This window comes from uncultured Turicimonas sp., from assembly GCF_902477955.1.
Classification (GTDB): Bacteria; Pseudomonadota; Gammaproteobacteria; order Burkholderiales; family Burkholderiaceae_F; genus Turicimonas.
Window position 1 is genome coordinate 1 of sequence record NZ_CABSJB010000034.1, and the last position, 20561, is coordinate 20561.

Sequence of the window (20561 nt, forward strand, 5' to 3'; positions counted from 1 at the left end):
ACCGCGGTCACAAGAAACCAGTTCTCTTGTGCGACGAATGCCACGAATTCAGAGAACTTAAGGTTCCTTAATTCAAAGCAGAGCAATTAAGTCTCATCTATGCTCCTTAAAAGACGAGACGGATTGAAACTCTAAGTATTTGATCGGTTCTAATTTTCTCCTCGCAAGAATCTGACTGAAAGAAGTATTCATTTTTTCTCCTGCAGAAGAGGAAGCGGCGAAAGGGGTGGTTGTTTTTGTTGCTTCCTCTTCATTTCATTATTTAATAACTTTTCAGCAAGCTGCTCTTGGCGTTCATTGTGAAAGCCTCAGAACCTTCATCGCTCGAAAGTTGAAACTCTCTAGGTATCAATATGAAAAAACTAGCTATTGTCCTTTGCATGGCAGCTGCAGGTTTATCCGGTATGGCCATGGCAGCAGATAAACCTTCCGTTTTGGTCGTTTTAGCCCCCGGCTTTGAAGAAGGAGAAACCGTGGAAATCCTCGATGTAGTTCGTCGTGGTGGTTTCCCGACTGACAGCGTCAGTATCGCCGGCGAAATGGTTCCTGGCGCTCATAACATCACCATCAAAGCTGATAAAGTTTTAGGCAACGATCTCACACCGTTTAAGAATTACGACATGATCGTTCTTCCAGGCGGATGGACAGGTGTTGATAATATGCTTGCTGACGAAAGACTTCTTGATTTAGTTCGCCACTATGACCAGTCCGGCAAGTTTGTCGCTGCAATGTGCGCCGCTCCTAATGTCTTGGCAAAGGCAGGCGTTCTCAAAGGAAAGACAATGACTGCCTATCCGGGCAAACGCACTGAACCTAACTATAAAGATGCCAAATATGTGACAGACGTTGTGGTTATTGACGGAAAATTAGTTACCAGTCGCGGTCCCGGAACGGCTCTTCCATTTGCTTTTGCATTGGTAGATGTTTTAGGAGGAGACAGTACTTTTATTAAAGGTCGTTTCCTTTATGACGAAATGAAAGCTTGGCCCGACTGGCAAAATCCTGCGAAAAACAAATAATTCGTCTCTCAGGTTAGCAGTTCGAATGTGAAAACTGCACTGAAAAGTCTCCTTGGATAATGTCCCGGGAGGCTCTTTTTGTTATTAGGACTCAGAATTTTGAATATCAATTTCTTCTTCCTATGCTAAATAACATTGTGGGCACGGATGTTGTAATTTATTTTTGAAAAAAGGCTCTCATGGTTTGAAAACGTCCGGCCCCTCGTTATAATGAACGGAATTATTTGCACGCCAAAAGCGCGTCTCTTTTTTTTTTCTTTCGGGATTAAGGATGACGAAATTCGTATTTGTGACTGGTGGTGTTGTTTCTTCTCTTGGTAAAGGAATCGCAGCCGCCTCCCTAGCAGCAATACTTGAATCCCGCGGCCTCTCAGTAACAATCATCAAAATGGACCCCTACATCAACGTGGATCCGGGTACAATGAGCCCTTTCCAGCACGGGGAAGTGTTTGTTACGGAAGACGGCGCGGAAACTGATTTGGACTTAGGCCACTATGAGCGTTTTATCACTCCAAAAATGCATAAGGCCAACAACTTCACAACAGGTCAGATCTACCAGAACGTGTTGAGGAAGGAAAGACGCGGTGAATACCTCGGCAAGACCGTTCAGGTCATCCCTCATATCACCAATGAAATTCAAAACTTTATCATTCGCGGTGCTCATGCAGCCGGAGATCCTGATATCGCAATCGTTGAAATCGGTGGTACCGTCGGTGATATCGAATCTTTGCCATTCTTGGAAGCCGTCCGTCAGATGTCCTTGAGACTAGGATCAAATAACTCCTGCTTCATCCATTTGACATTGGTTCCTTATATTCCAAGTGCCGGCGAGTTAAAGACAAAGCCAACTCAGCACTCCGTCGGAGAGTTAAGAAAAATCGGTATTCTTCCAAACGTTCTTCTCTGCCGTGCAGACCGTAAGATTCCGGAAGACGAAAAATCTAAGATCTCCTTGTTCGCCAACGTTCCAATCAACGCTGTCATCTCCGTTTGGGATGTAGACACCATCTACAAAGTTCCAATGATGCTTCATGAGCAGGGATTAGATGCAATTGTCTGCAAGACATTGGATATCAACCCGAAACCGGCTGATTTGTCCGCATGGGAAGAAGTGGTAGAGAAACTTGAAAATCCAAAAGACGTAGTCAAAGTTGCCATGATCGGTAAATATGATTTGGCCGACTCTTACAAGTCTTTGAATGAAGCTTTGATCCACGCAGGCATCCATACCGGCCACAAAGTCAAGACTACATTTATCGAAGCCGAAGAACTCGAAAAGAATGGTACTGACTGCCTCAAAGAAATGGATGCCATCTTGGTTCCGGGCGGTTTTGGCAAACGCGGCACGGAAGGCAAGATTTTGGCCATTCAGTATGCCCGTGAAAACAATGTTCCATACCTTGGAATTTGCTTAGGTATGCAGCTTTCCGTAATCGAATTTGCACGTCATGTATGCGGGCTCGGCGGAGCTAACTCAACTGAGTTCCAACCTGATACACCGCATCCTGTCGTGGCTCTCATTACCGAATGGCAAGACAGAACCGGCAAGAAGGAAGTTCGGACTGAAGACAGCGATCTCGGCGGAACTATGAGATTGGGTAAACAGGAAGTACCCGTTAAACCCGGTACAAAGGCTCACGACATTTATGGCGATGTTGTTGCCGAACGCCATCGTCACCGTTATGAAGTCAACAATTCTTACTGCGATCAGTTCGAAAAGAACGGTCTGGTTATCGCTGCACGTACGCAGGGCGAAAACCTTCCTGAAATCGTTGAGCTCCCGCAGAATGACTTCTTTGTCGGCGTCCAGTTCCATCCGGAATTTACTTCTTCTCCGCGTTTCGGCCATAAGCTCTTCAATGCTTTCATCCGCAGCGCTGCTAAATATAGAGACGAACACCACAAGGAATAATTTTTAATGAAACTTTGTAATTTCGAAGTCGGTTTGGATAAGCCGTTTTTTCTCCTCTCCGGTCCGTGTGTGATCGAAAGCGAACAAATGGCTTTGGATATTGCCGGCAAAATGAAAGAAATCACCGATAGACTGGGCATTCCTTATATTTTTAAAGCAAGTTACGACAAAGCAAACCGCTCTTCGGATGCAAGTTTTCGTGGGTTAGGAATGGATAAGGGACTTCAGATTCTCGAAAAAGTAAGAGAACAAATTGGAGTTCCCGTGGTAACTGACGTTCATACTGCTGAAGAGGTTCCTGCGGTTGCAGCCGTTGTAGATGTGCTTCAGACACCGGCCTTCTTATGCCGTCAGACAGACTTTATTATGGCTTGTGCAGTCAGCGGAAAGCCGGTAAATATTAAGAAGGGCCAGTTCTTGGCACCTCACGATATGAAGCAGGTTGTGACGAAAGCCAGACACGCTGCGCAAAAGGCAGGTCTCTCTGAGGATCGTTTCATGGTCTGCGAAAGAGGTGCCTCTTTCGGCTATAACAACTTAGTCTCCGATATGAGAAGTTTGGCCATTATGAGAGAGTGCGACGCACCTGTGGTTTTTGACGCCACTCACTCCGTCCAACTTCCCGGTGGTCAAGGAACAAGCTCCGGAGGACAGAGAGAATTCGTGCCTGTATTAGCACGCGCGGCGGTGGCTGCCGGTGTCTCGGGTCTCTTTATGGAAACCCATCCTAACCCTGCCTGTGCTAAGAGCGACGGTCCTAATGCCGTGCCGTTGAATAGAATGGAAGAGCTGTTAGAAACTCTTGTGGCTCTGGATAAAGTAGTAAAGAACAATCCGGTATTTTTAGAAAATAATTTTCGTTAAATTTTATTGAGGACAATATGAGTGCAATTGTTGAAGTACTTGGCCGTGAGGTTTTAGATTCCCGCGGAAATCCTACAGTCGAAGCTGAAGTTGTATTGGAAAGCGGGGCTTTCGGCCGTGCTTCTGTCCCCAGCGGTGCCTCTACAGGCAGCCGTGAAGCTATCGAACTCCGTGACGGAGACAAGTCCCGTTACCTGGGCAAAGGTGTTCTCAATGCCGTAGCCAATGTGAACGGTGAAATCAGAGACGAATTGATTGGCGAAGAAGGTACCGATCAAGCCTTGATCGATCAGATCATGATTGAACTTGACGGTACAGACAACAAGTCCAGACTCGGTGCCAACGCAATTTTGGCTGTTTCTATGGCGGTTGCCAAGGCTGCAGCTGAAGAAGCAGGGCTTCCTCTTTATCGTTATTTTGGCGGCACATACGCTACAACCTTGCCTGTTCCGATGATGAACGTCATCAACGGCGGCGCTCATGCCAACAATAACCTTGACATTCAGGAATTCATGATTATTCCTGCAGGCGCTCCTTCTTTCAAAGAAGCTCTTCGCTACGGTGCTGAAATCTTCCATACATTGAAAAAGATTATCAATGGCAAAGGCATGACAACTGCTGTTGGTGACGAAGGCGGTTTTGCTCCTACATTGCATAGCCATGAAGAAGCCATCGAATTGATCGTTGAGGCCATTGAACAAGCCGGCTACGTTCCCGGTAAGGATGTATTCATCGGTTTGGACTGTGCTTCCAGCGAATTCTATGAAGACGGCGTTTACAACCTCAAAGGTCAAGGTCAGACACTTACTGATGACGAATGGATTGCTAAGCTTCAGGAATGGTGTGATAAGTATCCGATCATCTCCATCGAAGACGGTATGGCCGAAGGCGATTGGGAAGGCTGGGCTAAGCTTACCAAGGCTTTAGGCGATAAGGTTCAATTGGTTGGTGACGACCTCTTTGTGACTAATACAAAGATTTTGAAAGAAGGCATCAAGAAGGGTACAGCCAATTCCATTTTGATTAAGATTAATCAAATCGGCACATTGACTGAAACTTTCGCAGCAATTGAAATGGCCAAGAGGGCTCGTTATACCGCCGTTGTTTCTCATCGCTCCGGTGAAACTGAAGATTCAACGATCGCTGATATCGCTGTCGGCACCAATGCGGGACAAATCAAGACAGGTTCTATGTCTCGCAGCGATAGAATGGCAAAATACAACCAGCTCTTGAGAATTGAGGATGAATTAGGCGATCTCGCCGTTTATCCGGGGCTGGATGCCTTCTATAACATCAAACGCTAATGGCTGCATACAGTAAAACAACCAGCAATACGGCACCAAGGTTAATAGCCTTGGTGCTATTGGTCCTTTTAGTCCTCATTCAGTATCCTTTGTGGTGGGGCAAGGGAAGTGAAAGAGGACTTCAAGAACTTAACATTCAGCTTGTGAAACAGAAACAAGCTAACGAGAACGTTCTCGCTCAAATCAATCAAATACAAGCCGAAGCTGCGAGTCTTCGTGAGGGTAAAGATGCTTTGGAAGCCCGCGCTCGTCTTCACATGAACATGATTCGTGAAAACGAAGTCTTGTTCCGGCTTTCGGAATATCCCGAGGATAAGAAATAATCGCGGATTTGCGCGATTTTTTCGTTTCAACTAATTAAAATTACCTGAGCCTTATTTTTACAGGAAGTGCTTCCATGTCTCGTCCAATTGAAGCTTTAATTGACAAACACGCTCTTCAACACAATATTGCACTGCTCAGAGAAAAAGCAGGGAAACGATTTATGTGGTCTGTCGTCAAGGCAGATGCGTACGGTCATGGACTTCATGGTCTTTTAGATACTTTCGAACTGACAGACGGTTTGGCATTGTTGGACGTTGACGAAGCCGTTGCAGTACGCAATCTCGGATGGGAAAAGCCTGTTCTTTTAATTGAAGGCTTCTTTACCTATGACGATTTGCCAAAGGTAGATAGATATGGGATTGAAACTCTGGTTCACTCAGATTGGCAGATTGAAGATCTCAAAAAATTCAGCTTTGAAAATAAAGTCAGAGTTCATATCAAATTAAATTCCGGAATGAACAGGCTTGGATTCCTTCCTGCACGAGCCAAAGCTGTCAAAGAAGAGCTTGAAAAGATTCCTATGGTCGAGGTAGTGGATTTTGTCACACACTTTGCCAACTCAGAACTGACTTATCCGGCTGACGGCAAACTTCCTGTCTCCGGCCAGCTTAATAATTTAGTCTCTTTGGAAGGCTTGGCCTGCGATAAATGCTTTTCTAATTCGGGAGCTATTTTGTGGCATCCGGAAGCGGCAGACGGCGCTGTCAGGGCCGGGATCGCTTTATACGGCGTAAGTCCGGACGGCAATAAGACCTCCGGGGAACTGGGACTGGTACCTGTAATGACTTTGAGAGCAGGCATCTTAGGGACTCAGAACCTTCAACCGGGAGATGCCGTAGGATACGGTTCTAAATTCGTAGCTGAGCATCCAATGAGAATTGCTGTGCTGGCATGCGGTTACGCTGACGGGTATCCCAGACAGAAATTGGAAGATAGATTTGTGCTGATTCACGGAAAGAAAGCTCCTTTGGTTGGGAGTGTATCCATGGATATGATTACGGTTGATATCACGGATATTCCTGAGGCAAAACCGGGCGACTGGGCTGAATTATGGGGAAAAAATCTTCCGATCAATGAGGTTGCAGCGTTGCATGGAACTATCGGATATGAACTTTTAGCTAACTTAAATATCCGTGTAAAGAGAGAATTTATTGGTTAAAAATTCTTCTCTTTTCACTTCATATAATCTATGCAGGCTCCTAAGGAGCCTGTTTCTACATTTAACAAGGTTTAGTTGCTTGTTGTGACCAGTTTGACGATAAGTGAGATCATTAAAAGTGTAATCACGAGGTACAAGGCTTTCCTAACGACTTTAGGCCCAATTTTTATAGCGTACTTTGCACCGATCCGGTTTCCTAGAATACTTGCTGCAGCGCAAGGAATGGCCAAAGAGTAGGCTACGGTACCGGCTGAAGCAAAAGTACACACTGCTCCGAGGTTGGCAAAGATATTAAAAATTTTTGCTGTTCCCGAGGCTTTAACTAAACCGGCTTTTAATAAGACATGGATGCCGATAAGAAAAAAGCTTCCGGCTCCGGGTCCGAAAAATCCTTCATACATTCCCACCGTAATCCCAATCAAAACGGCTTTCCACCGCCATCCCTTAACATCCTCAACTTCTTTGTCAATTTTGAAGGCGCCGCTTAGTAAAGAAATGGCAAGACCGACAGGAATCAATCCAACCATAATGAGGGTCATTTTTTGATTATCAATAGATAAAGCTATCCAAGAACCGAAAACACCTCCCGCAAAGGAGGAGACAGCGCCAATCAATGCTACCTTCCCGATAATCTGTTTGTTCTGCCAAAAAGTAAAAAGGGCGACGGAAGAACCGCACATGGAAGCAAGTTTTGTTGAGCCTAAACAGAAATGTGCCGGAATGCCAAGCATTAAAAATGTTGGGGTTGTAATAAGTCCGCCTCCTCCGGCGATTGAATCAATGCATCCTGCGATAAAGAAGGCAAGACAACAGATAAGGATTAGGGTTAAAGTAACTTCCATAGTTTAGAAAGGTTAAGGATTTCTTGAAATTTTAAGAATAATTCTTGGCGGTAACGATTTTTCCTTCTTTTCTCAGAAGAAATCCTCATAAAAAAGCCTCCCGGCAAAGGAGGCTGGAATTAGGAACTGAAATTACTGCGGAGTAGATGGAACATCCTCCTTCGATACTGCCATTGGGCTGTCCTCGAGGAAGAGTGCTTCAATATCGGCCGGAGAATAGGTAATGGTTTTGTTGCAGAATTGGCACGTAACTTCAATCTTGCCTTCGGCTTTCAAGATGTCTTCCAATTCTTTTTTACCTAAGGACTTCAGCATGGCATCGGTTTTTTCCTTTGAGCATCCGCATTGAAACTGGATATCTTCCGTACCAAGCAACTGAATTTTTTCTTGCCAAAAGAGTCTGCGCAGAATGACGTCCTGACCAAGTGTGAGAAGCTCATCTTCTTTCAAGGTTCCGGCAATCTGCGAGATTCTCGGCCATGCGTCCTTGTCCATGTCTTTGTTGGCTGTGCCGCCGTCTTCCGGCATTTTTTGAACCATCAGGCCGCCGATGATTTTGTCTGTGGAGGCCAAGCAAATCTTGGTTGGAAGCTGTTCGCTTTGTTCCATGTAGTTTTCTAAGATTGCGGCAATAGACTCGCCCACCAAAGGAACTACACCCATGTAAGGCTGGTCGGACGGTCTTCTGTTGGCAGGATCAAGAATAATGGCACACTGGCCCTTTGCATCGGCATTAATCAAGTCTTGGAAAGATGCGTCGTTGGCAATTTCGGCATCTTCTCTTAATTTAGCCATGGCACGAACAGTTGTACGGTTTTTTACTTCAACTACAACCATCGAGACAGGTCCTGACCCCTTGACTTGAACAATCAAGGAACCGTCAAACTTAATGGTGCTTGATAAGAGGAGGGCACCGGCAGTAAATTCGCCGAGCATCTTGTTGACTGAAGCAGGATAATTCTGGAACTGAGTCATTTCCTGCCATTGGTCTTCTAATTGAACGACAGCTCCTCTAACCGGAGCATCTTCAAACATGAACTTGGTAATTTGATCAGGAAGTTTTGTAATTTCTTCAGACATTCAGGTCTCCTTAAAGTTTCTCAAATTCTAAAAAAATATTTGGCTGCTTAAGTAAAGACTAGTTCAGTTTGGTCATCTGATTAATGATTTGTTTTAAAGTGGTAGTCTCAGTCTTGTAGAACTTCCGTTCGAATCATTATGGATTTAAGAAGTATAGAAAAAAGTACGGTTGTCCCTGATTTGCATATGCATTCCGTCTTTTCAGACGGAAATTACACTCCTGAGCAGTTAGCTGACATGGCTTCGGAAAACGGCGTGAATTTAGTTTCGCTGACCGATCACGATGAAATTGCAGGCAATGAAAGGATGCAGAAAGCTTGTGAACAAAAGAACATCGCTTTTGTACCGGGTGTGGAAATATCAACCAATTATGCCAACAAAGAAATCCATATCGTTGGATTAAACATCGATACTTCTTGTCCTGAGCTAATTAAGGCTTTGCAAAAAACTAAGATGAATCGCATTGAACGTGCGGAGGCCATTTCTAACAAACTGAAAGAAATGGGTTATTCGGGAGCTTTGGAAGGTGCAATGAAATTTGTCACTAACCCTAATTTGGTCTCAAGAATTCATTTTGCAAAATGGTTAGTTGATATTAAGGCTGCCGCTACTATTGACAGTGCGTTTGAAAAATTCATTGGTTCGGGAAGACCAGGTTTTGTCCCTCTTAAAGCTCCGACTATTCCACAAGCCGTTAATCTAATCAGGCAATCGGGAGGGATACCTGTATTGGCTCATCCCGGCCGTTACGGGCTAAAAGATTGGAAACTTCAAGCACTGTTGGACGAATTCAAGAATGCCGGCGGTAAGGTCATTGAAGTGACAACGGGCAGTCATTCATCGAAAGATAATACAATGATTTGCCAAATTGCCAGAGAGCAAGATTTTATTGCCTCTACCGGCAGCGATTTCCACAGATTAGATACAAGATGCCCAATCGGAAAGCAAGGAGATATACCTTCTGACTTAACTCCGGTTTGGTCACTTTTTTAGAGAAAAGGATAAAAATAAATGGGATATATTTTGAATGTCATGCCTGATTCTCCTCAGCCCCACAGAATAGAGCAGGCTGCTCAGCTGCTGACAAAGGGGGAGGTAGCAGTCGTTCCGACTGACACTGGTTTTTCTCTTGTGTGCAGAATGGACGACAAAGAAGGATTGGACAAAATCCGCCTCATCCGCCAGTTAGGAGAAAAAAAGCATTTAACTTTGCTTTGTGATTCATTAAGCCAAATGAGCCAGCTCGCTCGAGTTAATAACACCGGCTACCGAATGGCTAAAAGTGTCACTCCGGGTCCGTATACATTTATTCTAGAAGCCACTCGTGAGGTTCCACGCAGACTTTCTCATCCCTCTAAGAAAACTATCGGTATTCGCGTTCCTCAAAACAAAGCTTTGAAAGCTTTACTCGAAAAAATCGGAGAGCCATTAGTCGGCACTACGATGATTATGCCGGGACAGGAAGAGCCTTTGTCCGAAGCATGGGAGATTCAAGATGCTATCGGAGATCAATTGGCTTTTATTCTCGATGACGGTACGGTTGCAAAGGGCGATACCACGGTAGTAGACCTTTCCGGTGACGAACCTGAAGTTCTTAGAGAAGGCCTTGGGGACTGCAAGGCGATCGGCTTTTGATACAACTTTGAACACTTAGAAAAATTTAAATTAAATAAACTTCTGCTTTATGGACATCAATTCAATTATTCAAACAATTACGGTATATGCCATTCCTTTGGTTCTGGCAATTACTATTCATGAAGCAGCCCACGGTTATGTGGCACGTTACTTTGGCGACCAAACAGCATGGATGTTGGGCCGCGTGACTCTGAATCCGATGAAGCATATCGATCCGGTCGGAACGATTTTGGTTCCTGCGGTGTTGCTTCTTGGAAGTGCAGTCAGCGGCTTAGGAGGTATCGTTTTCGGTTGGGCAAAACCTGTCCCCGTCAATTTTAGAAACTTGCGCAATCCAAAACAGTCAATGATTTGGGTTGCAGCTGCCGGCCCAGGTGCAAATCTTCTGCAGGCCATTATTTGGGCTATCCTTCTGAAGATTATCTATTCCATAGGTTTGACTGAGAATTACTTCTATGAAGTTTGTCTTGCCGGTATCAATGTCAACATCATGCTGATGGCATTGAATTTAATTCCGATTCCGCCGTTAGACGGCGGAAGAATCTTGACAGGATTGCTGCCTTCCGGTTTGGCTTACAAATACTCCCGTATTGAACCATACGGGATGTACATTCTTTTCGCTTTGATTTTGACAGGCATGCTTTCTATCGTCATGAAGCCTTTTATGCATTTCGGTCTTTCTATCGTTAAAGCATTCTTATAGGCAATGGAGGATCTATGAGTTGTGAGATTAAAAACGGACCTACTGCCCATTCTTTAAAAGGATTGAAAGGACAGCCTTCAAAATGGCTGGAAAGATTTTCCAGATTATTTCCTAAAAATGCCAAAGTCTTGGATTTGGCATGCGGCTGCGGAAGAAATACTAAATACCTTTCTAAGATGGGCTATGAAGTCACAGCGGCCGATTGGGATGAAAGAGTAAAACCTTACGTAGCTGATTTGCCGGGCGTAACTTTCAAGCAGGTCGATCTGGAAAACGGCACATGGGCTTTTGAACCCGAAGCTTTTGATGTGATTTTGGTCAACTTCTACCTCTATCGTCCGATTCTCAGTTTTTTACCGACCTCTTTGGTTCCGGGCGGATATCTTCTCTATGAAACCTTCATGATGCCTTATCAAGGTTTTGACGGAAACCGAGCCAAGAACTGCGATTTTATTTTGAATCCGTTAGAACTCGCAGATGTATATAGAAATACTATGGCGGTTTTGGCATATGAAGAAACACTCTCGGAGAAGGGTGACTGCTTCCAAAAGATTTTATGCAGGAAACCGCTAGATGGGAAAAACCTGCCGGTTGCTTTGTACGACTACGAAAATCTTTAAAAAATCTAATTCTGTAGACTTCGTTCGCTAAAATCTATCTGACAACTAACCTCATTTGGCAATGGAGATGTAGTAATGATTACTGGCAGTATTGTGGCATTAGTCACACCAATGTTTGAAGACGGAACCATTGATTTTGATTCCTACAGAAATCTAATTGAAATGCATATTGCCGCTGGAACCGATGCCATCGTTGCGGTCGGAACCACCGGTGAAAGTCCGACGGTAGATTTTGACGAACACAATGAACTTATTAAAGTCGCTGTGGAAGCAGCTGCAGGAAGAATCCCTGTAATTGCAGGAACTGGCTCTAATTCCACAAGAGAGGCCATTATCCTTACAGAGTATGCCCGCTCAGTTGGTGCCGTGGCCAGTCTTCAGGTCACTCCTTACTATAACAAACCGACTCAGGAAGGGCTTTACCAGCACTTCAAGAAAATTGCTGAGACGGTAGATCTTCCCATGATTTTGTACAACGTACCGGGAAGAACAGTTGCTGATTTGAAGAACGACACCGTTCTTCGTCTTGTCCAGATCCCCGGTATTGTTGGTTTGAAAGATGCAACAGGCGATTTGGCGCGTGCTGCTGATTTGATGAGCCGTCTTCCTAAAGATAGAGAATTCGCAATCTACAGCGGTAATGATGATTCCGCCTTGGCATTGATGTTGATGGGCGGAGCGGGCGTCATTTCCGTGACAGCTAACGTTGCTCCCTCGTTGATGGCTCAAATGTGTGAAAAAGCCCTTGCTAATGATGTTATGGGCGCCCGCGCAATCAATGATCGATTGATGCCGCTTCACAAGCAGCTTTTCTGCGAGCCTAACCCGGTGGCTCCGAAGTGGGCCCTCCAGAGAATGGGCTTGATTCCGGGAGGAATCAGACTTCCACTGGTTCCGCTCGCACCGTCAAAACGTGAGCAAGTGGAGCTTGCTCTGCAGATCGGCGGGTGCATTTAATACTTATTCAATAACAGGACAGTATGAGATAGAATCTCATACTGTCTGTTAGTAATGTAAACTAAGCCCTTCCCAGGGTTTTTGGAGTTTTATAAATGGGTCAGTTTCCCGTACGCACAACATTGGTAATGGTTTTGGCTGCTTCTTTAAGCGGCTGTTCTTATTTAGGATCAACCTTTACCAATGAAAAAATTCAATACGAAACTACAAGTACCAGAGCACCTTTGGAAGTGCCTCCTGACTTATCTCAGCTGCCTTCCGATGATCGATTTGTCGTTCCGGGAAAGACTCAGGTTGTGACTGCCACTCAGATTTCTGAAATCGAAGAAGCACGCCGTGCATCCAGCGGCGCTCAGACTGAAGTTGGAGTTGCTCCGGTTTTACCGTCTACCGTCGTTGCCAAGATTGTGAAAGACGGTTCTGACCGTTACATTCAGGTTAATATGGCTCCTGATGCTTTGTGGAACGCCGTACTTGACTTCTGGCCCTCTGTCGGACTTCAAGTTGAAAGGGAAGATCCTCGTGCAGGCATCATGGAGACTAACTGGGCAGAAAACAAAGCCAATTTGCCGCAGGATATTATTCGAGCAACTTTAGGAAAGATTCTTGACTCTGTTTACTCCACCGGTGAAAGAGACAGATACCGCACCCGTTTGGAAAGAAATGCTCAGGGCGGAACGGATATTTATATTACGAACCGCCGCATGATTGAGGTCTACCAAAACGGTAGAGACGGCCAGACAGCTTGGCAGCCGGGGGCTCCGGACAAAGAGCTGGAAGCAGAAATGCTGACTAGACTCTCCTTGCGTTTGGAAAACGAGTTCAATCCGAAGCAGAAGACAAGAGAAGAAGTTGATACTTCCGCTCTTAAACCTGTCGCAGCACCGGAATATATGAGCAAGGAAATCAAAGGTGCAGACGGCAAAACAGAAGCTTTGGTTATTGACGAGCCGTTTGACAGAGCTTGGAGAAGAGTAGGCGTCGGTTTAGATCGCGTCGGCTTCAATATCGAAGATCGAGACAGAGCTGCCGGCACATATTTCATCCGTTACTTGGATCCGGAATACGAAGCTAAGAAGCATAGTGACGAAGGCTTGTTTACACGCTGGTTCGGAAAAGAAAAAGCCGTGGAAGCACCGATTTATAAGGTCGTCTTAGAAAACAACGGAGACGGCAAGACTCGCGTTACCGCTGCTCCGGAAAGCGAAAGAACGGATCCGTTAAGCACTTCTTCAAGAATTCTCAATCTTCTTCAAGAGCAAGTTAGATAACTATTTTTGAAGCTTAAAGACAGGACTTTGATTTTTCATTGGTCCTGTTTTTTTACGCCCATTGATGGTATTTCTAACGTCGGGGCTGAAAAACGATGAGTAATATAACGAAATCGAAAATGAGAGAAATAGCATGGCGAAAAATACTAATGTCGAGACAGTAGTAACGGTTGATAGTGTTGTGAAAGTAAAGATGAAAGTCACAACTGCCGGTAAAGACTTTGAAGAGGAAACAGAGGATGACGGAAGTTTTATCCTCATTGGACACAACGACACGCTTCCTGCCATAGAAAAAGCTTTAATGGGGAAAAAGGTCGGTGACAAAATCCACCTTAAACTTGAACCTGAAGAAGCTTTCGGAGAGTCTGACCCAACCTTGATTATGGCTGTTCCAAATTCCATATTGGGAGACCATATCGAAGAAGGTATGAAGGTTGCGGGAACCGTGTTGGATCCGACTGACGAGAATATTTATACGGTTCTTGGGCCGGCTAGCTCCGGAGAAACTATCCTTGACGGTAATCATCCGCTTGCCGGAGAAGCTCTTACCATAGATATAGAAATTCTTGAGATTAACAAGCCGACTAAAGAAGAAATTGAAAACATGGAATCTCAGGCAGCTTCTTCCGATTTATTTGAAATTTCTGAAGTTACCAGAGATCAGCTTCCTCATTAAAAATTCATCATTTAATTCAAATAATTGCCCGCTAATTTGAAGAATTCTCTTTATTGAATTTGCGGGCAAAGTTTGTTCTTTCTCTTCTGCCTATCCGGTCCTAAAAGCTCCTCTCAGCTCAAGCATAACTACGCTTTAAACATTCGCCTTCTCACCACTTCCTTTTCTCAACAAATTATTTTTGTCAGAAAGAAGGCTCTTCTATCTCAAATTGAGTTCGTATATACCTTTACGGGTTATCCCTGCATAAAATTAGAGTCGTTTATTGCATTTTCTTACAACAGTTACTTTTAGATGAGGGAGGACCATGCTGGACTATCTAACTGGAATCAATGCTGTAACGATTTTGTTCGTATCTTTATGCGTATTTGCAATTGGCTATAGATTCTATGGACTTTATATTGCGCAAAAAGTTTTGGTCGTTGACAGCCAACGTGCAACGCCTGCCGAGAAATATGCTGACGGTCAGGACTATGTAAAAACTAATAAATTTGTCCTTTTCGGACACCACTTCGCTGCTATTGCTGCCGCCGGGCCTCTCTTAGGACCTGTATTGGCAGCCCAGTTCGGTTATTTGCCGGGCTTGTTGTGGATTCTTATCGGCTGTGTTCTTGCCGGCGGCGTCCATGATATGGTCGTTCTTTTCTGCTCTGTTCGACATAAAGGAAAGTCTTTGGCTTATATCGCTTCCAAGGAAGTCGATAAGACCACAGGTTTCGTTGCCAGCTGGGCTGTATTAGCGATTTTGATTTTGACCTTGGCCGGCTTATCCATTGCTTGCGTTAACGCAATGTATAACTCTTTATGGTCAACTTATACGGTAGCAGCCACTATTCCAATTGCGATCTTGATGGGCGGCTATATGCAGTACAGCAAGCATCCGCTTCGAGTCACTATCGGAACAGTTATCGGCGTCATTCTTCTTTTCTTGTGTATTCTCACCGGTCCATGGGTTGCAGAGCATCCCGAATACTTCGGCTGGTTGGATATGGATAAGAAGACAATGTCCATCGTTATTCCGGTTTACGGTTTCTTTGCTTCCGTGCTTCCGGTTTGGCTTCTTCTGCTTCCTAGAGATTATCTTTCTACATTCTTGAAGGTTGGAACTATCGTTGCCTTGGCTGTTGGTATTGTTTTCGTAGCTCCTCATTTCCAAATGCCGCCGTTGACAAAGTTTATCGGCGGAGGCGGTCCAATCGTTCCCGGTCCGGTTATTCCTTTCATCTTTATTACTATTGCCTGCGGGGCTTTATCCGGCTTCCACGCCACTATCGGTACCGGTACCACACCGAAGATGCTCGACAACGAGAAGAACGTTCTGTTTGTCGGCTACGGCGCCATGCTAACGGAAGGTTTTGTCGCTATCATGGCTTTAATCGCCGCTTGTGTTCTTGTTCCGGCCGATTACTTTGCGATTAACTCCAGTGCTGAGCATTTCCAGGCCTTGGGAATGGCAGTGCACGATCTTCCGCGCTTAGAAGCTGAAGTTCAGGAAAGCCTAGCGGCACGTCCGGGCGGTTCCGTCAGCTTGGCTGTCGGTATGGCCTACATCTTCAGTAAGATTCCATGGATGGAACAGTTAATGGCTTACTGGTATCACTTTGCCATTATGTTCGAAGCCGTGTTTATTCTTTCTGCCGTTGACGCCGGTACTCGTGTCGGGCGCTTCTTCTTACAGGAAATGATGGGTAAGGTTTATCCGAAGTTTGCAGACAAGAATTGGCTTCCGGGATTGATCTCTACATCTATCGTCTTTACAGGCGCATGGGGATACTTGGTTTACTCAGGCGATATCACCAATATCTGGCCTCTATTCGGCATTTCTAACCAGCTGTTGGCCTCCGTGACGCTGCTGATTGGTACAACTATGCTCATTCGCATGAACAAAGCGAAATACGCATGGATGACCGGAGTTCCCGGCGTCCTAATGACCATCATTACGATGTGGGCCGGCGTTTGGCTGATTATGTACCAGTACTTGCCTGCCGGTAAGAATCTACTAGCATTCCTTTCCGCCTTTGTGATGGTTCTGATGGGAGTCGTCATTTGGGGTACGGTCAGAAGGTGGTTTGCTCTTCTGAAAAATCATAATGTCGTGAAAGATGAATACGGCGTAGAAGTAAAAGAAATAGTTCAAGAATAGAAGTACGTCTTTGTTAAAGCCTTCCGGAAATGGATTGAACCGCCGGAAGGTTTTTTCATATCTGAGCGTTTTCCATATTTGATTCTTGCTTCAAGCAGCAATACAATCTTGCCATTATCCGATCGGAGGATTAGGCTCTGTTGAGACCGGCCGATCGTCTTATTTAGATTCTCTAAATGACCTACCAAAATTCAGTTTCCTTCAGACGTGACCTTCACGAATTAGCTGAACTTTCCAATCAAGAAAAGAACACATCCGAATATATCGCCGGGAAGCTCCGTGAAATGGGCTTCGATGTTAAAGACCATGTCGGCGGCTACGGCGTAACTGTTGATATTGATTCAGGACGGCCGGGTCCTACGACTATGATTCGCGCGGATATGGATGCTTTGCCGTATCCGGATGAAAACGATCCGGAAAAAACGGTCGCTATCCATGCCTGCGGGCATGATGCTCATTGCGGAATTCTTCTCGGAGCCGCTCAGGAACTCAGAAATACTTTGAAGAAAGGAAAACTTCGCCTGGCATTCCAGCCGGGAGAGGAAAGCCTGACAGGCGCTCAGAACATGATCAAAGACCATGTTCTTGACGGTGTTGATATTGTCGTTGGCTCTCACATTCGACCGGTTCAAGACATTCCGTTCAACACTTTCTGCGCCTCCGTTAATCATGTAGCCTGCGCGACTGCAGAAATTACCATTAACGGTAAAATGGCTCATGCTGCACGTCCTCATCTCGGCATTAATCCGATCGAAGCAGCCAGCCAGTTAATAACGGCAATCGGACTCATTAAAGTAGACCCGAATAAATCTTGGTCTATTAAACCGACTCAGATTCATTCGGAAAAAGGGGCAACTAATTCCATCCCGAACTATGTGAAGGTTATTTTTGACATCCGTGCTCAGGATAATGAAGCTCTCCAGCAAATTCTTGACAAGATGAATGGATCCTGCCGTGCTCTTAAAGAAATTTTCGGTGCAGAGGCTTCCAGCGAAATTATTGACTATTGTCCTGGTCCCGAATACGACCCTGAATTAGTTGATCTTATGAAAAAAACTATCATTGAGCAGTTCGGTGAAAAAGCCTTAGCCAATGACTGTGGTGGCGGCGGTGAAGACTTCCATTTCTACAAAATTGCAAATCCTGAAGTTAGAACCGTCTATTTCGGAGTTGGAAGCGGTGCAACTCCGGGACTTCACGCGAGAGATATGCACTTTGATGACTCGGTTCTACCGTCGGCATCAAAACTCTTAGTGGAATTTATCCGTAAGATTAACGGGTAGCCCCCAATAAATAACAAAGGATGGTGCTTCAAAATTTGGCATCATCCTTCTCTTTTCTAATCCTCTTTAGCCTGCTCCTGCAGCTTGTAGAGTTCTTCCCATGCCTGCTTAGGTGAGAGTTCGTCCAAATCAAGGGCAAGTAAAGAGTTCTTCAACTTGTCGCTGAGTTCTTCCTCCGGGGGAAGGTCTGCTTTTTCCTCTGTGTTTTCTCCTCGTCCCGAATCAAAGAACAAATCTAGCTGAGGTTCATCTGTTTGAGCGGCTTTTTCTTCCAGCATTCTTTGAAGCTTTTGGGCCGTTCGAATTACGGATTTTGGAATTCCTGCCAGCTTAGCTACGGCAATTCCGTAGCTCTTGCTAGCCGGCCCTTCAAGAATCTCATGAAGGAACACTAATCTGGAAGACGAGTCAGCAGCAGATACGTGAACGTTAACGACGCCTGGAATGTTCTTTTCGAGCTGGGTTAGTTCGAAGTAATGTGTTGCAAAAAGCGTCATGCTTTGGCGGTTTATGACTAAATCTTCGGCGATCGCTCCGGCTAAAGAAAGCCCGTCAAAAGTGGAAGTGCCTCGCCCGACTTCATCCATTAGAACAAGACTTTCGGAAGTCGCTTGTCGGAGAATTGCGGCCGCTTCCGTCATTTCCACCATAAAGGTAGACAAGCCTTTGGCCAAATCATCTGAAGCACCGATTCTGGTCAGAATTTTATCTATAGGGCCAAGGACGGCTTCTTCGGCCGGAACGTAGCTGCCGCAATAGGCTAGTAATGCAATTAATGCCACGGAACGCATATATGTTGATTTACCGCCCATGTTCGGACCGGTAATAATCATCAGCTTACGCTGAGGATTCATGAAACAGTCGTTAGGCACATAATTGTCAATGGTGTTTTCAACAACCGGATGGCGTCCGCCTTTAATGCTCAGTTCCGGATATTTTGTAAAGGAGGGTTTGACCCAACGGCATAAATCGGCATGAAGGGCCAAAGACAGTAAAACATCAAAAATACTAACGGCTTGAGCCGATAGAAGCAGAGACTGAGTAAATTGCTTGATGGATTCAACAAGCTCGGTATAGAGAGACTGTTGGAGAGATTTGCTTTTCTCGTCAGCGACAATATGCTTTTCCTGATATTCCCTCAATTCCTGGGTGGTAAAGCGTTCGGTTCCTTTAAGTGTCTGCACCCGCAGATAATCTTCAGGGACTTTAGAAAGCTGAGCTTTGGTTATTTCGATAAAGTAGCCGAGCTTGCCGTTATATTCAATTCTTAAATTCGGGATGTCCGTTCGGACTTTTTCTGCCGCTTCATATTCCATGATGTAGCTGCCGCTGTTGTCTCTTAAGGCGCGGTATTCATCCAATTCGGCATTAAAACCCGGGGCAATGACATCGCCGTCTCTTAAGAAAGTCGGCGGATATTCAACAATAGCTTTTTGAAGCAGAGCATGCAGTTCGGAATTTAACGGCATGTCCGCGCCAAGGGAGCGGGATAAAGTCGTATCGACTCCCTTCGCAATATCAGAAAGTTTTTCTAAGGAGGGAAGGGCATCTCTTAGAGAAGCTAGGTCTTTCGGTCGAACGGTTCCTAATGCTATCCGGGTGGCAATTCTTTCAAAGTCCGGAATAGTTTTTAGGATATTCTGGTAGTCGTCAAAAAGATAAGTCTTTTCTAAAAGAGCTTCGATGGTGTCAGCTCTTTCTTGAGCGGCTTTTTGATCTCTTAACGGAGAATTTAGCCATGAAGAAAGTCTTCGGCTCCCCATCGGCGTTTTGCAATGATCTAATACGCCGAACAAAGTATTTCTGGAATCTCCTCGAAGAGATTGAGTGATTTCCAAGTTCTTTCTGGAGGCCGCGTCAATGCCGACGGTTTCTTCGTTTTTTTCGACTACGATGTGATTAATATGGCTTAACTCAGTGCCTTGTGTTTGTGCTGCGTACTCGAGGATTGTTCCTGCAGCCGTAATCTGAAGGTCATGACCTTCAAGTCCGAAAGGAAGAAGCGTGGAAGTTTTAAATTGATCTAAAAGCGTTTTTTCGGCACGGATTCTGTCAAAGTTCCAATCCGGCAGAAAATTAACACTGCCGCTGGCAATTATCCGATTTGTCTCTTCTCTGAATCTTTCCGGCACTAACAGCTCGGACGGGCCGATTCTCGCTATTTCATTTATTAGCTCGTTGCCGTTGACTTCCATCACCTTGAAAACACCTGAGGAAAGAATAAGCCAGGACAAGGCTACTCGGTCGCCTTTTTTAGATGGATTCAAGGCCATCAAAATGCTTTCGTTTCTTTCTTTCAGGAGGTTTTCATCGGTCAGTGTTCCCGGTGTGATGATACGAGTTAATTTTCTATCGAGAGGTCCTTTCTTGGGATCCCCGATTTGCTCGCAAATTCCCACGCTGACGCCTTGGTTGACAAGCCTGACTAGGTACTGATCAAGAGTAACAAAGGGTACTCCGGCCATCGGAATTCGTTCTCCGGATGGAGAGTTGGAACGGGAAGTCAGTGTAAGACCTAAAAGACGATGAATTCGCTCCGCATCATCGTAAAAAGTTTCATAAAAGTCACCGATTCTGTAAAGAATCAGAAGATGAGGATTATCTCTTTTGATAAGGAGGAACTGACGCATCGTAGGCGTGGTTTTTGCATTGAAAGCAGGGTCGTTCTCATCAAAATTTAAATAATCACTGGCCATTTATGAATACCGGATAAACAAGGACAGAAATAATGTTAACGGAAAAAAGAAAGGCCGATCCGAAGACCGGCTT

18 protein-coding genes are annotated in these 20561 nt (G+C 45.1%); 15 read left to right on the forward strand and 3 right to left on the reverse strand.

Translation table 11 applies throughout. From position 1 onward, the window contains the following. The first annotated feature begins 353 nt into the window (after positions 1-353). The 6 genes from RDK53_RS09615 (at position 354) to alr (ending at position 6582) form a co-directional block, all read left to right on the forward strand. Positions 354-1019 carry a DJ-1 family glyoxalase III gene (locus RDK53_RS09615; protein ID WP_308514351.1) on the forward strand — a complete coding sequence of 222 codons (666 nt, stop codon included), beginning with the start codon at positions 354-356 and terminating at the stop codon, positions 1017-1019. A gap of 271 nt (positions 1020-1290) precedes the next feature. Further along, complete coding sequence (locus RDK53_RS09620; protein WP_308514352.1) at positions 1291-2931, forward strand: CTP synthase; 1641 nt, start codon at positions 1291-1293, stop codon at positions 2929-2931. A gap of 6 nt (positions 2932-2937) precedes the next feature. After that, complete coding sequence (gene kdsA / locus RDK53_RS09625; protein ID WP_308514353.1) at positions 2938-3795, forward strand: 3-deoxy-8-phosphooctulonate synthase; 858 nt, start codon at positions 2938-2940, stop codon at positions 3793-3795. Between the two features lie 17 nt (positions 3796-3812). Next, entirely contained in the window at positions 3813-5099 is a 1287-nt protein-coding gene (gene eno, locus RDK53_RS09630; protein WP_308514354.1) for a phosphopyruvate hydratase, read from the forward strand. Then, positions 5099-5422: a septum formation initiator family protein gene (locus RDK53_RS09635; protein ID WP_066591709.1), complete on the forward strand. Its 324-nt coding sequence runs from the start codon at positions 5099-5101 to the stop codon at positions 5420-5422. The genes eno and RDK53_RS09635 overlap by 1 nt, the downstream gene beginning before the upstream one ends. Positions 5423-5496: 74 nt before the next feature. Then, the gene (gene alr, locus RDK53_RS09640; protein ID WP_308514356.1) at positions 5497-6582 is read left to right on the forward strand and encodes an alanine racemase; all 1086 of its coding nucleotides are present in this window, start codon (positions 5497-5499) and stop codon (positions 6580-6582) included. A 71-nt stretch (positions 6583-6653) separates the two neighbouring features. Here the strand turns inward: alr and RDK53_RS09645 are convergent, their stop codons facing one another. Together RDK53_RS09645 and hslO are read right to left on the reverse strand one after the other, a co-directional pair. After that, positions 6654-7424, reverse strand: coding sequence for a sulfite exporter TauE/SafE family protein (locus RDK53_RS09645; protein ID WP_308514358.1), 771 nt, complete (start codon positions 7422-7424; stop codon positions 6654-6656). 132 nt (positions 7425-7556) lie between these two features. Then, positions 7557-8504: an Hsp33 family molecular chaperone HslO gene (hslO, locus tag RDK53_RS09650; protein ID WP_308514360.1), complete on the reverse strand. Its 948-nt coding sequence runs from the start codon at positions 8502-8504 to the stop codon at positions 7557-7559. Between the two features lie 138 nt (positions 8505-8642). Between hslO and RDK53_RS09655 the strand changes: the two genes are divergently transcribed. From RDK53_RS09655 to RDK53_RS09695, 9 genes are all read left to right on the forward strand, one after another. Beyond that, positions 8643-9497 (forward strand): PHP domain-containing protein, encoded by an 855-nt coding sequence (locus tag RDK53_RS09655; protein WP_308514362.1) that lies wholly within the window; start codon positions 8643-8645, stop codon positions 9495-9497. A gap of 18 nt (positions 9498-9515) precedes the next feature. After that, entirely contained in the window at positions 9516-10139 is a 624-nt protein-coding gene (locus tag RDK53_RS09660) for an L-threonylcarbamoyladenylate synthase (RefSeq protein WP_308514364.1), read from the forward strand. Between the two features lie 49 nt (positions 10140-10188). Beyond that, complete coding sequence (locus RDK53_RS09665) at positions 10189-10842, forward strand: site-2 protease family protein (RefSeq protein ID WP_308514366.1); 654 nt, start codon at positions 10189-10191, stop codon at positions 10840-10842. 14 nt (positions 10843-10856) lie between these two features. After that, positions 10857-11462: a class I SAM-dependent methyltransferase gene (locus tag RDK53_RS09670; RefSeq protein ID WP_308514367.1), complete on the forward strand. Its 606-nt coding sequence runs from the start codon at positions 10857-10859 to the stop codon at positions 11460-11462. A gap of 75 nt (positions 11463-11537) precedes the next feature. After that, positions 11538-12419 (forward strand): 4-hydroxy-tetrahydrodipicolinate synthase, encoded by an 882-nt coding sequence (gene dapA, locus RDK53_RS09675; RefSeq protein ID WP_308514369.1) that lies wholly within the window; start codon positions 11538-11540, stop codon positions 12417-12419. 95 nt (positions 12420-12514) lie between these two features. Beyond that, entirely contained in the window at positions 12515-13690 is a 1176-nt protein-coding gene (gene bamC / locus RDK53_RS09680) for an outer membrane protein assembly factor BamC (RefSeq protein ID WP_308514371.1), read from the forward strand. 133 nt (positions 13691-13823) lie between these two features. Then, positions 13824-14366 carry an FKBP-type peptidyl-prolyl cis-trans isomerase gene (locus RDK53_RS09685; RefSeq protein ID WP_308514373.1) on the forward strand — a complete coding sequence of 181 codons (543 nt, stop codon included), beginning with the start codon at positions 13824-13826 and terminating at the stop codon, positions 14364-14366. A 307-nt stretch (positions 14367-14673) separates the two neighbouring features. Next, positions 14674-16509, forward strand: a complete 1836-nt coding sequence (locus RDK53_RS09690; RefSeq protein ID WP_308514375.1) for a carbon starvation protein A — start codon at positions 14674-14676, stop codon at positions 16507-16509. A 176-nt stretch (positions 16510-16685) separates the two neighbouring features. After that, entirely contained in the window at positions 16686-17792 is a 1107-nt protein-coding gene (locus RDK53_RS09695; RefSeq protein ID WP_308514376.1) for an amidohydrolase, read from the forward strand. Between the two features lie 56 nt (positions 17793-17848). Here the strand turns inward: RDK53_RS09695 and mutS are convergent, their stop codons facing one another. Further along, entirely contained in the window at positions 17849-20488 is a 2640-nt protein-coding gene (mutS, locus tag RDK53_RS09700) for a DNA mismatch repair protein MutS (RefSeq protein WP_308514378.1), read from the reverse strand. Positions 20489-20561 lie beyond the last annotated feature (73 nt).